Below are 13,550 nucleotides of genomic sequence, written 5' to 3'. Positions count from 1 at the left end.
AAAATCAATTTCCCTTTTTAGTTAGATATAAATTAGTTTGTCATAAATAGTTGAAAGATTAGGTATTTAGTGGTATATTTTTATTAAGAGGATAATATGAAGACCAAAGTAATGATAATAGAAGATGAAGTGGATCTCTGTTCACTGTTGGCTTTAGACCTTAAAGAAAAGGGGTTTGATGTCATAAGTGCTAATGACGGCCTTTCCGGCCTTGAAAAAGTAAAAGCAGAAAAGCCTGACATTGTTATTTTGGACCTTATCCTTCCTGAGCTTAGCGGGGAGGAGGTTTGCAAAGAGATACGTAAAGATGATTCTGTCTGCTCTACTCCAATATTAATGCTTACGGCAAAAAATGCAGATGTTGATAAAGTCATAGGAAAAGTTATTGGGGCAAATGCGTATTTTACAAAACCATTTGATTCCGGAGAATTGTTTGATCAAATTAAAAAGCTTACCTCTCATAAAAAATAATGAGTGAAAAAATAAAAATATTAAAGAAGAGATTGTTTGAGCTCCTGCAGGTAGAAGCTTTGAAGAGGGGGAATTTTATTTTATCTTCGGGCAAAGCAAGCACCTATTATCTTGACGGTAGGGTTATAACTTTGACGCCTGAAGGGGCTTTTCTGGTGGCTAGTATAATTTTAGAATTAATTAAGGATAAGGATATAAAGGCGGTTGGCGGTCCGACTTTAGGCGCAGATCCAATCACCGGAGCAGTTGCCTGCCTTGCGCATATCAATCAAACCGGTATTAAAACATTTATAGTGAGAAAAGAAGCTAAGGGGCATGGTATGCAACGTCAGATTGAAGGGCCTGCTTTGAATGCGGGAGATAAAGTGATTTTAGTTGATGATGTGGCAACAACCGGAAAGGCTTTGATTGAAGCAAAAACAGCTGTGGATAAAGCAGGATTAAAGGTAGATACTGCTGTTGTGATTGTTGATAGAAATGAGGGGGCAGCTGAAAACTTAAGTAAAGTAGGCTTGAAATTGGAGTCTATATTTAAAATAGAGGAATTCGGAGTTTAGTGAAAAATAGAATTTTGATTGTTGGCGGCGGCCCGGCTGGTTTGATGGCGGCAATAAGAGCCTCTCAGCTTGGGGTAGAAACATTGTTAATTGAAAAAAAATCATTCCTTGGGCAGAAACTTCTCTTAAGCGGCAAAGGGCGCTGCAATGTTACTAATGCCTGCGATTTAAATTCATTCTTAAAAGCTTTTTCACATGGAGAGTTTTTAAGAGATGCCTTCCGTAAATTCTTTAATCAGGACTTAATTGCTTTTTTTGAAGAAAGAGGCTTAAAGCTTAAAGTTGAGAGGCAGCTTAGGGTGTTTCCTGTAAGCGATAAATCAAGTAGTATACTTGATGTTTTGATAAAAGAAGCGCAGAAAAACAAAGTTATAATTATCTGTAATTCGGAGATAAAAGAAGTTTTGACAAAAGGGGATAGGGCTTGCGGAGTTTTGCTCAAGGACGGGAAGATTATTGAAGCCGATAGCGTGATTTTAGCTATGGGAGGCGCTTCTTATACTTCTACCGGCTCAACTGGGGATGGAGTTAAGATTGCCAAGAAGCTTGGGCATGATATTATCCCTTTAAAGCCGGCACTTGTGCCTCTGGAAGTAAAGGGAGGCATTCCCGCGAGGTTGGAAGGTTTAACTTTAAAAAATATTGTATTAAAATTTAACTCTGGAAGTAAACGTTTGACTTCTGAAATCGGGGAGTTGTTATTTACTCATTTCGGAGTATCGGGGCCTTTAGTGATATCTCTTAGTGGGAAGATCTCAGATTGGATTGCCGACGGAGGTTCAGTATTTTTGGATATTGATTTAAAGCCGGCTTTAACTGAAATGCAGCTTGATTTGCGTATTTTAAGAGAGATCAAACTTAGCCCGTCAAAAAGTATCAAGAATATGCTTAAAGAATTGTTGCCTTTAAGATTGATAGATGTGTTTATGGAGTTATTGAAAATTGACGCAAACAAAAAATCAAATCAGATTACCCAAAAAGAAAGGTTAACAATTGTAAGGTTTCTTAAGAATTTTCGCCTTGAAATTAAACAAACGCTTCCGATTGAGCATGCAATGGTTACGAAAGGGGGCGTTAGTTTAAAGAATATCAATCCGCGAACAATGGAATCGCGCTTAATCAAAGATTTATATTTTGCTGGAGAGATGATTGATGTGGATGCTGATACCGGAGGCTTTAATCTGCAAGCGGCGTTTTCAACGGGATATCTTGCGGGAGAGAGCGCTGCATTAGGTTAAAATATGAGAGCTATTTATTTGGCTTCAGATTCTAAGGCAAGGAAGAAACTTCTGAATATCTTTGGGATAAAGTTTAAAGTGCTACCGAGCAATATTGAAGAGAAGAAGAATCATTCTAATTCTTCTTTTGCCTCTTTGGTTAAAATGAATGCTTTAAATAAAGCAAAAGACGTAGCAAAGAAAGTGCAAAAAGGCATTATTATCGGCGCAGATACGGTTGTTGTCCAGGATGGTTTGATTTTTGGCAAGCCAAGAGGCCTAAAAGAAGCGCAGAGAATGCTAAAAAGGCTTTCAAAAAAACCGCAATGGCTTTATACTGGATTAGCTGTGATTGACAAGGATAAAAAGAAGGTATTGGTTGATTATGAAAAAACAAAGATTTATATGGATAAATTGACAGATGCGGAGATTCGGGGTTATTTTGCTTCCACCTCTCCTCTAGATAAAGCCGGTAGTTTTGATATACAAGGAAGGGGAGCTTTTTTTATTAAAAGGATTGAGGGCTGTTTTTACAATGTTGTTGGTCTGCCTTTAAGGAAATTGTATATTATGTTAAAAAAGATGGAAGTCGGTATTTTTGCGTTGTTGTTTTGCATTCTTTTATCAGGATGTTCTACTGAGTATAATATTGCGACCAAAGAAGAAGACTCTCTTTATTACTCTACGGATAAAGAAGTGGCTATGGGTCAGTCAATAGCAAGGCAGGTTGAAAAAGAATATAAGTTTGTGGACGATCCTTTGATCCAGAAAAGGGTGCAGGATATAGGTAAAAAGATAGCAGCTGTCTGCGATAGAAAAGAAATAGATTATTATTTTTATGTTTTGGATGATGAGGATGTCAACGCGGTTTCGCTTCCCGGAGGATATATTTATATAAACAAAGGATTGATTGAAAAATGTTCAAGCGATGATGAGTTAGCCGGGGTTATTGCGCATGAGGTCGGGCACATTGTTGCGCGGCATAGCGTTAAAAAGCTGCAAGTTGCCCAGGGGTATTCAATACTCAGGCTTTTGGTAGCGGTTGCTCCCTCTGGAAGCAGTGGAGCTGCCGTAGGGACTGCTGCGGATACTGCATTTACCGAAATTTTGCTTGGTTACGGCCGCGAAGATGAGTTGTTAGCTGATCAATTAGGTGCAAGATATGAGAAATTAGCCGGGTATGATCCGCATGGAATGATTAAATTCTTGAATAAATTACAAAGCATAAAGAAAAAGAAGCCGCTTGCACCACCAGTTTATTATAAAACCCACCCTTATGTACCTGATAGAATACGTGTAGTTAAGCAAGAGCTGGGAGAAGGGATGGATTTCAAGGATTATATAAATATTGAACAAACTACCCATAGAAGGGATGAAACAGAGTAAGAAAATATCATTTGACAAGCAGGGTATTTGTGGTATACTTACTTCAGTAGTGAACAAGAGATTAGAAGTCTGAAGCCTCATGGTTAATAAGATGTCTAACCTTGAGGTTTTTTTTATGCTGTCATTATTTGCCCCCGTTAGAAGAAATCTAATAAGGTGAAGGTAAAGATGAAGCAGATTTCTTAACGGGGTTTACTACAATTTTAAGAAAAGGAGGTAGCAAATAATGGCAAGAGGTAAAGTAAAGTGGTTCTCGAATCAGAAAGGTTATGGGTTCATTACTCCTGAGTCTGGTAGTGATGTATTTGTGCATCATTCCGCAATTCAGGGTGAAGGATATAAAACTTTAACCGATGGACAGGAAGTTGAGTTTGAAATTGAAAAAGGTCCTAAAGGTGAACAAGCAACTAAAGTTGTCAAGTTATAAAATAACCTAAAAGAGAATGTGCTCAGTTCCAATAAGGGGCTGAGCACATTTTTTTTGCAAGGGAGGAAGCATGCATACAGGAAAGATCAAGAAGGTGGTTTTAGACAGAGGGTTTGGTTTTATCAGCGATACAGACGGCAGAGAAGTGTTTTTCCATAAATCAAGCCTTATCGGAGAGAAATTCGAAAACCTGACAGAAGAGACTAAGGTTGAATTTGAGATTGAGAAATCCGATAAAGGCCCACGCGCAATTGATATAAAGGTTGTAGCTTAATCTTTATAGGCAAATTAAGAGCATGAAAATAGTATTTATTGAACCTGTTTCGGCAGGCGCAACAGTTTATAGTAAATTACGTATGCCTCTTTTGGGCCCTGTGTATTTAGGGACAATCTTAAGGGAGAGAGGCCATGAGGTTGAAATTTACCATGAGGATATTTTTAAACCCGATTATAGTAAGCTAAAAGCTGACTTAATCGGGATTTCTATCCTTACGTCAACTGCTAAAAGAGGCTATGAAATAGCAAAGCATTTTCCTAAAGAAAAAGTTATCATAGGAGGAGTGCACGCAAGCCTTCTTCCTGATGAAGCTTTGCAATACGCAAGGCAGGTAGTTGTGGGCGAGGCAGAAGAAGTGATTGTTGATATAGTAGAGGGTTTAATAAAAGATCCGATCGTGCAGGGAAAGGCCGTACAAAATTTGGATAAACTGCCATTTCCCGATTTTTCTTTGATAAAAGGCTATAAATTGCCTTCAATAATTACTCCGATTTCTACATCAAGGGGATGCCCTTTTGATTGTACTTTTTGTTCCGTGACAAAGATGTTTGGCAGGAAATACCGCTTCCGCAGTGCTGAGAATGTGATGGAAGAGTTGTCGTCTAGAAAAGTAAACTCATGGTTTTTCTGCGACGATAATTTTACCGCTTACCCAAAACGCACACGTACGCTGCTGGAGTTAATACTTAAAAACAAGATTCGTGATTGGAGTTGCCAGGTAAGATGCGATGTGGCAAAAGATAATTCTTTGCTTAGCCTTATGAGTAAAGCAGGTTGCGCAGTTGCTTGTATTGGATTTGAGTCGGTTAATCTTAAAACCCTCCAGGATTATAAAAAGAATCAAAGCCTTGAAGATATAGTATTTGCGATCAAGTCTTTCCATAAAAAGAAAATTAAAATCCACGGTATGTTTGTTTTAGGAAGCGATAATGATAATGAAAATACAATTACTGATACCCTTAAATTCGCACTAAAGCAGAAAATAGATACGCTGCAAATGACAGTATTAACTCCTTTTCCGGGGACAAAAATTCACGAGGAATTGCATACACAAAAAAGGATTTTTAGCCAGGATTGGAATCTTTACGACGGGCAGCATGTTGTATTTTATCCTAAATTAATATCTGCAAAACAGCTCCAAGCCAATGTTTTAAAAGCATACACAAAATATTATTCTCTTACCCGTTCGTTTTCTTTATTGATTAAACTGCATTTTAGGAATGCTATGTTCCGATTTATGGGGCATGGGATATTAAAGGAATGGAAAGAGCGCAATAGGAAAATGCATTGGCTTTCGTTTGTTCCTTCAAAGTAAATCACAATAAAAATTTTTTAACGACTGGCGAAATAGAATGCGGAGGGAGGGAGTTGAACCCTCAAGGGTTGCCCCATACGCTTCTGAGACGTACGCGTATGCCAATTCCGCCACCCCCGCGATGTTATTTTTTAGTATATCCTACCCTAATAATCATGTCAAATTAATCTTTGAAATTGCTTTTTAATTGATCCGTTTTGACGTCATTCCCGCGAAAGCGGGAATCTATGCTATATGGTAGATCCCTGCTTCCGCAGGGATGACAGCATGTGATGGTTTTCTTTGTTGCTGGAGGGTGAATTTACTGTTATAATATTAATTTCTTAAAAGGGAGAAAAGCCTTGCTAATAGAATCATTTAAGATAACTGGTATTGCGGTTGCACAGAGCTTATTGCTTGCCGCAATTGGATTCTTGCTAATTAAGAAACTAATCTTAAGCCATGATGAGCTTGATGGTATAAGCCGGCTGGTGATGAAGGTTACTCTGCCGCTTTTGATATTTTGCCAGTTAATCAAAGATTTTGATTTTCATTTGTATCCAAACTGGTGGATTTTTCCTTTAATTAGTGTGGTTATAACAATAATCGGGCTATTGGTCGGTTTTATATTCATTGGTTTTATTAAGGGGTTGCAACGCAGGCTACAGTTCTTAAGTTTATCTGCTTTTCAGAATTCAGGTTATCTTCCACTCGTTTTGATTGCAGCTTTATTACCCAATGAACAGGCCGGGCCAATTTATATTTATCTTTTTTTATTTCTGCTCGGATTTAATTTGGTTATGTTTTCCGCCGGTGTTTATATGCTTTTACTGCATGAGAAAAAGAAATTTGAATTATCCAGTATTTTCAGCGCCCCTGTAGTTGCGACTTTAATCGGTATGGGGTTTGTATTTTTTGGCTGGCAGAATATGCTGCCGGATGCGTTAATTAAACCGTTGCGGCTTACCGGAGAATGCACCGTTCCTCTCGCAATGATTGTTGTTGGGGGAAGCCTTGCGGAAATTAAGCTTGCGCATATTGAAAGAAAAGCAATGTTTTTAATGGTGCTTTCTAAATTGGTTATTTTGCCGGCACTTGGCCTGACAGTTATTCTTAAACTTAGATTACCGGAATTAATCGGATTGTTGATTTTAATGCAGTTAGCTATGCCTCCAGCTACAAGCCTTTCGGTTATCATCCGGCATTTTAAAAAAGAAGACTTGTATATCAGCCAAGGTATATTTATAGGGCATGTGGTTAGTATTATTACAATTCCAATATTTTTAAGTATTTATTTTGCATTAGTTATGATAAAATGAGTAAACCAATAGCAACAAATCATAAGGCGTATAGAGATTACGAAGTCATAGAAAGCTTTGAATGCGGGATTGAATTAAAGGGGAGCGAAGTAAAATCCTTAAGAGACGCGAAGGTTAATTTAGACGATAGCTTTGCACGAATAGAGAAAGAAGAAGTAATCCTTTATAACACGCATATAAGTCCTTATACTCAAGCAAGTTATCAGAATGTAGATCCTGTCAGGCCGCGAAAACTTCTTTTGCATAAGAAACAGATTGCAAAATTAATGGGGCTTACCGCGCAAAAAGGGTTTACAATTGTTCCCTTAAAAGCATATTTTAATGATAGAGGTTTTGCAAAGTTGCTAATTGCTCTTTGTAAAGGTAAAAAGCTTTATGACCGCAGACAAGATATTAAGAAGCGCGAAACTGATCTTGATATGCGTAGAGCACTAAGAAGAAGAAATCGTTAGTTTTGTTTTAAGAGAAGCCCATATGTTATAATTAACATTAGGGGGTGAAAAGGGCTCGACTTAAGGCAATTGGGTAAGAGCAGCATGCCGCGGAGGCAAAGTTAGCCGCGTTAACAACCTTTGCAAAATGTAAACGCAAACCACACAATGGTAAACCGTTTATCAGCGATACAACCAGCATTTTCTCCATTGGTTGTTCCGCCGGTAGCGGGTGCGCTAGCCTTCGGCGTTCATTAAACGCTGAAGCCTCTATCCATCCATGCCTACGGGATGAAATAGAGCCTAAAGTAGGATAGCTAAGCTTTGTTTACCTTTGGGGGCTTAGCGAAATTTAAAAGGTTGCGTCTTGTGCAATCTTGTTTAGTTGAGTGCGCAAGATTAAGCGTAAAAGCTAAACTAAGCATGTAGCGGCTTTTATCTGGTTACTTAGGGACGGCGGTTCGATTCCGCCCACCTCCACTTGTTGTTTCATTAATGAAACAACAAGTGGATGCCGAAATAATGTGTTTCGGCCCTACCACGTTTAATAGGAGTAGATAAGTTTCTAAATGCATTCTAAAACCACAGTTAAAATACTACTAAGTTTTTGTTTGTTGTCAGCTTTCTGTTATTTTCTTTCCGGATGCGCAACAGTTCCTACTTCAGACGTGCCAAGCTATTCAATAAACGGGGCAACTTATTTTCCTCTTATCCGTCTTTGTGAGAAAAAAGGGGTTAGCTGGGAATATGACAATATCTCCAAAATAATTAATTTAAAAAGAGCTTCGCATAAAATTAATTTGCGAGTCGGCGATTCGCTTATGTTGGTGGATAGCCAGTCTATTTATTTAAACCATCCGGTTGATATTTATCAGGGTGCTGTGGTTGTTCCTTATAGGGTTAAAGAACAGATGGATTCTCTTTTTAGAGAGTCGCGTCCGGGATATACTTTATATTTGCAAAATATCCGTAAGATAGTTATTGACGCCGGACACGGCGGGAATGACCCGGGTGCTATTGGCAGGACGGGCTTAAGAGAAAAAGATGTTAATTTAGATATTGCTAAGAGATTAACTAAATTGTTAAAAGAAGACGGTGTTGAGGTTGTTTTTACACGCTCAACGGATAGGTTTATCCCTTTATCATCCAGGGTGAATATAGCAAATAGTTCACAAGCAGACCTTTTTGTTAGTATCCATTCAAACGCAAGCAGGGTTAGAACTTTGAATGGTTTTGAAGTTTATTATGTTGCTCCTTCTGTAAGCGATTCTAAGCGGGCGGTATTGGCAGCAAAGGACGCCTCATTAAATTTAAACAGCGCTTGTTTTGGGAGCCATTCCTCAAATCTTAAAGCAATTCTCTGGGATATGATTTATACTTCCAGCCGCGCAGAATCAATAGAGTTGTCAAAATTCGTCTGCAGGTCAATGAATGATAATTTGGGAGTTAAAATATTGGGTGTTAAGAGTGCTAGGTTTGAAGTGTTAAGAGGTATACGCATGCCGGGTGTTTTAATTGAAACAGGTTTTGTTTCTAATTTTCAGGAAGAACGCAAATTAAAAAATGGTTATTACAGGCAGCAAATAGCAGAGGCTATTGAGCAGGGGATTAATGGTTATGCTAAAGAATACGCGGCATTGGAGGCAAGATGAAGTCTATTGGTGTTTTTGATTCGGGCGTAGGAGGGCTTACAGTTGTAAAAGAATTAGTCAAGCAGCTTCCGTCAGAAGATATTGTTTATTTCGGAGATACTGCGCGGGTTCCATATGGCATCAAATCAAAAGAAACTATAATCCGTTTTTCTATTGAAAATATCTTATTTTTATTAAAGCATGATGTTAAATTGATTTGTGTTGCCTGTAATACGGTTTCAAGTTTGGCTCTTCCGGTAATCAAAAATCATTTTCGGGTTCCAATCGTCGGAGTAATTACTCCCGGAGTAAGAGAGGCAGTTTATGCGACAAAGAATAAGCGTATAGGCGTAATCGGGACAAGAGGGACTGTTAAGAGCCGGGCTTATGAATTAGAGATAAAACAGCTTGATCCGAAGGTTTCGGTAACGGCAGTTGCATGCCCTTTGTTTGTTCCTTTTGCGGAAGAGGGATGGTTAGCTGGAGATGTCGTAAAACAGGTAGCAGAAGGTTATTTAAAGCCGATGAAACAAGCTAAAGTTGATACAATTATACTAGGATGTACGCATTATCCTTTGCTTAAGCCGGTAATCAAAGAAGTTATGGGTGAACATGTAACTTTAATTGATTCTGCAAAACAGGTAGCCGTCGAAGTAAAAAAGATTTTATCAGCGGAAGATTTATTAAATAAAAAAAGATCCGGTAAGAGCAGGTTTTATGTGAGTGATAATCCTGAGTGGTTTAATGGCTTAGCGAAAAGGTTCTTAGGGTATTCTGTAAAGAATGTAAGCAAGGTGAATAATAATGTATAGTATAAAAGTTTTGGGAAGTTTTAGTGCTGCGCACAATCTACGCGGCTACAAGGGCAAATGCGAGGATCTTCATGGCCATAACTGGAGAGTCGAATTAGTCCTTTCAAGCAGTAAGCTTGATAAGATCGGTATGGTTATGGATTTTAAATGTTTAAAAGCAGAATTAAATTCAGTTTTGGAAGAATTTGACCATAAATATTTAAATAACCACGTATTCTTTAAGAAAGTAAATCCTACCTCGGAGAATATCGCAAAGTATATTTTTGACAAAATCAGGAAAAGGGGAGTAAGGGCAGAATCTGTCACTATCTGGGAAAACGATACTAGTGCTGCAACTTATAGGATTAAATGAAAGCAAGAATCTCAGAAGTTTTTGATAGCATTCAAGGGGAAGGGCTTTATTTCGGAGAAAAACAGATTTTTGTGCGTTTTTTCGGCTGCAATCTTAGTTGCCGTTTTTGCGATACTAAGTTGGACCGGTTTCGCGAATACGATCCCGAAGAGTTGATTAATGAAATAGATACCTACGAAGATAGTTATCATTCTATATCATTTACCGGCGGGGAACCGCTTTTACACAAAGAATTTTTAAGTAAGGTATTACGGTTAACTCATCAGGCGGGTTTTAAAAATTATCTTGAAACAAACGGCACATTACCCGGAGAATTAGAGAGTGTGATTGATGGAATAGATATTGTAGCAATGGATTTAAAACTTCCCAGTTCGACAGGTATGGGTGATCTTTGGGGCTTGCATAAAAAGTTCTTAAAGATTGCTTCTGCAAAAGATGTTTTTCTAAAAGCTATAATCTGCCAAGGGACAAGTGAGGATGATTTAAAACAGGCATTGGAAGTTATTAAATCAGTTAATGGCTCAGCAATGTTGGTTTTGCAGCCTAATAGTTTTGAAAATAATCAAACTTTGATTGAAAAATTAGAGAATTTTAAGAATTTATGTAGGGATGAGCAAGTTTCGGCATGCATTATCCCGCAGATGCATAAAGTTATGGGAGTGAAATGAGAAGGCATAAAAAGTCGTCGTATGAAGGGCTGCAAGAGAATGTTAGGGGTTTATTAACTCCTGAGATTGAAGTTTGGGAGAATCAATATCCGGATAAAAAATATACGATTATATTGGATGTTCCGGAGTTTACCTGTATTTGCCCAAAAACCGGGCTTCCGGATTTTGCCCATATTCGTATTGAATATTCTCCGACTAAATATTGTATTGAGCTTAAATCGTTTAAAATGTACACGATATTTTTTCGGGATGTGGGGATATTCCACGAGCATTTGATCAATAAGATGCTGGAAGATTTTGTTAAGGCATCCAAGCCGCGTTGGGTAAAAATTGTTGGTGAGTTCAATCCCCGCGGGGGAATCAAAACAACTGTTTCATCCGAATACAAAAGATAATTATGAGAGAGATTGATTCAAAAAAAATAAGAGACGCAATTGCAGATTTATGCATCAAGGCAAATTTCTTTTTAAGAAAAGATGTTTTGGCTAGCATAAAGCAAGCTTACGCTAAAGAAACAAGTTTGCAGGCTAAAGATATTTTGCAGGCGATTATAGATAATGCAAAGATTGCCCGGAAAGAAGAGCTTGCTATTTGCCAGGATACCGGAATGCCCTGTGTTTATATTGAAATCGGGCAAAATGTAAAAATAACCGGAGATTTAAAGAAAGCAATAAATAAAGGTGTTGAGTTAGGTTATAAGAAAGGCTCATTAAGAAATTCAGTTATTATTGATCCGCTATTAAGAGGTTCGTCCGGGTATTCTCCCGCAGTAATTCATTTTGATTATATTCCTGGAGATAAAATTAAGGTAACTGTTTTAGCTAAAGGCTTTGGCTGCGAGAATAAATCGCTTCTTAAAATGTTTCGTCCGACAGCAAGCATTGAAGAAATAAAGAAATTTATTGTTGAAGCGGTAAAGATAGCAGGCCCGGATGCCTGTCCTCCTTATGTTATTGGGGTTGGTATTGGAGGGACGGCGGAGAGCGCTTCTTTCTTGGCGAAGAAAGCGCTGCTTAAAAAGGTCACAAGGTCACAAGGTCACAAGGTCACAAGATTAGAGAGAGAATTGTTAGATGAGATTAATAAATTAAACATTGGGCCAATGGGCCTAGGTGGAAAAACTACTGCGTTAGCAGTAAATATTGAAACTTATCCTACGCATATTGCAGGCTTGCCGGTTGCCGTAAGCATTAGCTGCCATGCTTTAAGATCAGCAACAAAAATTTTATGATGAAAAGATCAAATTCTATTTTAAGAGAAGAATTCCTTACTTTAAGGGTTTCGCAAAAGATTTTATTCAGCGGCATTATTTATACTGCGCGGGATCAGGCGCATAAGAGATTGGTTGAAACAATTAAAAAAGGTGGGAAGCTCCCTATAGATTTAAAAGACAAGATTGTTTATTATTGCGGCCCGACAAAAACACCTAAAGGAAAGGCTATCGGTGCTTGCGGCCCGACCACAAGCTCGAGGATGGATGAATTTGCTCCTTGCTTATTGGAAAAAGGGGTTTTGGGAATGATTGGGAAAGGGGCTCGCTCAGCAGAAGTAAAAAAAGCAATAAAGAAATATAAAGGGATTTATTTTTTAACATATGCAGGCTGCGGAGCACTCTTGTCAAAATTTGTTTGTAAGATGCGAGTTGCAGCATATAAAGATTTAGGCCCGGAAGCGATACATGAATTAGAGGTTAAAGATTTTCCATTAATTGTTGGAATTGATTCACTAGGGAGGAGTATTTATGGTTAGGCCAGATGGAAGAGGATTGGATAAGTTAAGAAGAATTGAGATCAAAAGGAATTATTTAAAATACGCAGAAGGCTCATGCCTTATTGAAATGGGAAATACCAAAGTTATCTGTTCAGCTTCGGTTGAAGAAACTGTGCCGCCATTTTTAAGAAATTCAGGCAATGGTTGGGTAACAGCTGAATACGGGATGCTTCCTCGTTCCTGCAAATCGCGCATCCAGCGCAATAAAGATTCTGGGCGCACTTATGAAATACAGCGTCTTGTCGGCAGGTCTTTGCGCACAGTAACTGAAATGGATAAATTAGGAGAACGGACCATTTGGCTTGATTGCGATGTAATCCAGGGAGACGGTGGTACGCGTACAGCTTCTATTACGGGAAGTTTTATCGCGTTAGTTGACGCTTTAAGTAAAATAAAGAAAGCAGGATTAATTGGAGAGATTCCGATTAAAGATTACGTAGCAGCTGTAAGCGTGGGGATTTTTCAGGGCCATCCCATAATTGACCTTTGTTATGAAGAGGATTCTCAGGCCGAGGTTGATATGAATATTGTTATGACCGGCAAGGGAGAGTTTATTGAAATACAAGGGACTGCGGAAAGAAAACCTTTTAACCGGACTCAGATGGATAAACTCCTTGATTTGGCAAAAAAAGGTATTAGTGATTTAGTGGATATCCAAAAGAATTTTGTTGGTGATATTTTATGATAGAGAAGCAATGTTTAGTTGTTGCTACAAAGAATAAAAAAAAGCTTCAGGAGCTAAAAGATCTTTTAAGGGAATTTGATTTAGAAATTGTTTCTTTAGAAAGTTTTAAGAAAACTCCAAGAATTATTGAAAATGGGAAAACTTTTAAAGAAAATGCGGTTAAGAAGGCAGTAAAGATTGCGCATTTCACAAAAGCGCTTACTCTTGGAGAAGATTCGGGCCTTTGCGTTGATGCATTAGGCGGCAAGCCGGG

18 protein-coding genes, 1 tRNA gene and 1 other RNA gene are annotated in these 13,550 nt (G+C 38.3%); 19 read left to right on the top strand and 1 reads right to left on the bottom strand.

Translation table 11 applies throughout. The features are described from left to right. The first annotated feature begins 96 nt into the window (after positions 1 to 96). The 7 genes from PHO70_04540 to PHO70_04510 all read left to right on the top strand — a co-directional run bounded on the left by PHO70_04540 (position 97) and on the right by PHO70_04510 (position 5,650). Positions 97 to 471, top strand: coding sequence for a response regulator (locus tag PHO70_04540; GenBank protein ID MDD5432237.1), 375 nt, complete (start codon positions 97 to 99; stop codon positions 469 to 471). Next, a complete protein-coding gene (gene pyrE / locus PHO70_04535; GenBank protein MDD5432236.1) occupies positions 471 to 1,028 on the top strand; it encodes an orotate phosphoribosyltransferase in 558 nt (185 codons plus the stop codon). The genes PHO70_04540 and pyrE overlap by 1 nt, the downstream gene beginning before the upstream one ends. After that, positions 1,028 to 2,266, top strand: coding sequence for an NAD(P)/FAD-dependent oxidoreductase (locus tag PHO70_04530; protein MDD5432235.1), 1,239 nt, complete (start codon positions 1,028 to 1,030; stop codon positions 2,264 to 2,266). The genes pyrE and PHO70_04530 overlap by 1 nt, the downstream gene beginning before the upstream one ends. 3 nt (positions 2,267 to 2,269) lie before the next feature. Then, positions 2,270 to 3,631 carry a Maf and M48 domain-containing protein gene (locus tag PHO70_04525; protein ID MDD5432234.1) on the top strand — a complete coding sequence of 454 codons (1,362 nt, stop codon included), beginning with the start codon at positions 2,270 to 2,272 and terminating at the stop codon, positions 3,629 to 3,631. A 226-nt stretch (positions 3,632 to 3,857) separates the two neighbouring features. Beyond that, positions 3,858 to 4,058 (top strand): cold shock domain-containing protein, encoded by a 201-nt coding sequence (locus tag PHO70_04520; protein MDD5432233.1) that lies wholly within the window; start codon positions 3,858 to 3,860, stop codon positions 4,056 to 4,058. Between the two features lie 70 nt (positions 4,059 to 4,128). Next, on the top strand, positions 4,129 to 4,332 hold the full coding sequence (locus tag PHO70_04515) for a cold shock domain-containing protein (protein ID MDD5432232.1): 204 nt from the start codon (positions 4,129 to 4,131) through the stop codon (positions 4,330 to 4,332). A gap of 22 nt (positions 4,333 to 4,354) precedes the next feature. Next, positions 4,355 to 5,650 carry a radical SAM protein gene (locus tag PHO70_04510; protein ID MDD5432231.1) on the top strand — a complete coding sequence of 432 codons (1,296 nt, stop codon included), beginning with the start codon at positions 4,355 to 4,357 and terminating at the stop codon, positions 5,648 to 5,650. Between the two features lie 38 nt (positions 5,651 to 5,688). On the opposite strand, the gene PHO70_04505 is transcribed toward PHO70_04510, so the two are convergent. Further along, a tRNA-Leu gene (locus tag PHO70_04505) sits at positions 5,689 to 5,770 on the bottom strand. A gap of 221 nt (positions 5,771 to 5,991) precedes the next feature. Between PHO70_04505 and PHO70_04500 the strand changes: the two genes are divergently transcribed. The 12 genes from PHO70_04500 to PHO70_04445 all read left to right on the top strand — a co-directional run. Next, entirely contained in the window at positions 5,992 to 6,948 is a 957-nt protein-coding gene (locus PHO70_04500; protein MDD5432230.1) for an AEC family transporter, read from the top strand. Then, positions 6,945 to 7,400, top strand: a complete 456-nt coding sequence (gene smpB, locus PHO70_04495; protein MDD5432229.1) for an SsrA-binding protein SmpB — start codon at positions 6,945 to 6,947, stop codon at positions 7,398 to 7,400. The genes PHO70_04500 and smpB overlap by 4 nt, the downstream gene beginning before the upstream one ends. Before the next feature lie 40 nt (positions 7,401 to 7,440). Further along, positions 7,441 to 7,862: a transfer-messenger RNA gene (ssrA, locus tag PHO70_04490) on the top strand. Between the two features lie 86 nt (positions 7,863 to 7,948). Beyond that, a complete protein-coding gene (locus PHO70_04485; GenBank protein ID MDD5432228.1) occupies positions 7,949 to 9,031 on the top strand; it encodes an N-acetylmuramoyl-L-alanine amidase in 1,083 nt (360 codons plus the stop codon). Continuing rightward, entirely contained in the window at positions 9,028 to 9,822 is a 795-nt protein-coding gene (murI, locus tag PHO70_04480) for a glutamate racemase (GenBank protein ID MDD5432227.1), read from the top strand. The genes PHO70_04485 and murI overlap by 4 nt, the downstream gene beginning before the upstream one ends. Then, the gene (gene queD, locus PHO70_04475; GenBank protein ID MDD5432226.1) at positions 9,815 to 10,174 is read left to right on the top strand and encodes a 6-carboxytetrahydropterin synthase QueD; all 360 of its coding nucleotides are present in this window, start codon (positions 9,815 to 9,817) and stop codon (positions 10,172 to 10,174) included. Before murI ends, queD begins: the two co-directional genes overlap by 8 nt. After that, positions 10,171 to 10,842 (top strand): 7-carboxy-7-deazaguanine synthase QueE, encoded by a 672-nt coding sequence (locus PHO70_04470; GenBank protein MDD5432225.1) that lies wholly within the window; start codon positions 10,171 to 10,173, stop codon positions 10,840 to 10,842. Before queD ends, PHO70_04470 begins: the two co-directional genes overlap by 4 nt. Next, positions 10,839 to 11,237, top strand: coding sequence for a preQ(1) synthase (queF, locus tag PHO70_04465; GenBank protein MDD5432224.1), 399 nt, complete (start codon positions 10,839 to 10,841; stop codon positions 11,235 to 11,237). Before PHO70_04470 ends, queF begins: the two co-directional genes overlap by 4 nt. 2 nt (positions 11,238 to 11,239) lie before the next feature. Continuing rightward, complete coding sequence (locus PHO70_04460; protein ID MDD5432223.1) at positions 11,240 to 12,073, top strand: fumarate hydratase; 834 nt, start codon at positions 11,240 to 11,242, stop codon at positions 12,071 to 12,073. Then, positions 12,070 to 12,591 carry a FumA C-terminus/TtdB family hydratase beta subunit gene (locus PHO70_04455; GenBank protein ID MDD5432222.1) on the top strand — a complete coding sequence of 174 codons (522 nt, stop codon included), beginning with the start codon at positions 12,070 to 12,072 and terminating at the stop codon, positions 12,589 to 12,591. Before PHO70_04460 ends, PHO70_04455 begins: the two co-directional genes overlap by 4 nt. Further along, the gene (gene rph / locus PHO70_04450) at positions 12,584 to 13,297 is read left to right on the top strand and encodes a ribonuclease PH (protein MDD5432221.1); all 714 of its coding nucleotides are present in this window, start codon (positions 12,584 to 12,586) and stop codon (positions 13,295 to 13,297) included. The genes PHO70_04455 and rph overlap by 8 nt, the downstream gene beginning before the upstream one ends. After that, a partial coding sequence (locus tag PHO70_04445; protein MDD5432220.1) for a non-canonical purine NTP pyrophosphatase occupies positions 13,294 to 13,550 on the top strand: 257 nt, incomplete at its 3' end. The genes rph and PHO70_04445, both read left to right, overlap by 4 nt.

The organism is Candidatus Omnitrophota bacterium (assembly GCA_028715415.1).
Taxonomy (GTDB): Bacteria; Omnitrophota; Gorgyraeia; order Gygaellales; family Profunditerraquicolaceae; genus JAQURX01.
This window is presented reverse-complemented; position numbering and strand designations above follow the sequence as displayed.

Coding starts and splice junctions, on each gene's coding strand:
- PHO70_04510 (MDD5432231.1), top strand. CDS start 4,355: ATGAAAATAGTATTTATTGAACCTGTTTCGGCAGGCGCAACAGTTTAT.
- PHO70_04460 (MDD5432223.1), top strand. CDS start 11,240: ATGAGAGAGATTGATTCAAAAAAAATAAGAGACGCAATTGCAGATTTA.
- PHO70_04540 (MDD5432237.1), top strand. CDS start 97: ATGAAGACCAAAGTAATGATAATAGAAGATGAAGTGGATCTCTGTTCA.
- queD (MDD5432226.1), top strand. CDS start 9,815: ATGTATAGTATAAAAGTTTTGGGAAGTTTTAGTGCTGCGCACAATCTA.
- PHO70_04515 (MDD5432232.1), top strand. CDS start 4,129: ATGCATACAGGAAAGATCAAGAAGGTGGTTTTAGACAGAGGGTTTGGT.
- PHO70_04520 (MDD5432233.1), top strand. CDS start 3,858: ATGGCAAGAGGTAAAGTAAAGTGGTTCTCGAATCAGAAAGGTTATGGG.
- PHO70_04455 (MDD5432222.1), top strand. CDS start 12,070: ATGATGAAAAGATCAAATTCTATTTTAAGAGAAGAATTCCTTACTTTA.
- rph (MDD5432221.1), top strand. CDS start 12,584: ATGGTTAGGCCAGATGGAAGAGGATTGGATAAGTTAAGAAGAATTGAG.
- PHO70_04485 (MDD5432228.1), top strand. CDS start 7,949: ATGCATTCTAAAACCACAGTTAAAATACTACTAAGTTTTTGTTTGTTG.
- queF (MDD5432224.1), top strand. CDS start 10,839: ATGAGAAGGCATAAAAAGTCGTCGTATGAAGGGCTGCAAGAGAATGTT.
- smpB (MDD5432229.1), top strand. CDS start 6,945: ATGAGTAAACCAATAGCAACAAATCATAAGGCGTATAGAGATTACGAA.
- PHO70_04470 (MDD5432225.1), top strand. CDS start 10,171: ATGAAAGCAAGAATCTCAGAAGTTTTTGATAGCATTCAAGGGGAAGGG.
- pyrE (MDD5432236.1), top strand. CDS start 471: ATGAGTGAAAAAATAAAAATATTAAAGAAGAGATTGTTTGAGCTCCTG.
- PHO70_04525 (MDD5432234.1), top strand. CDS start 2,270: ATGAGAGCTATTTATTTGGCTTCAGATTCTAAGGCAAGGAAGAAACTT.
- murI (MDD5432227.1), top strand. CDS start 9,028: ATGAAGTCTATTGGTGTTTTTGATTCGGGCGTAGGAGGGCTTACAGTT.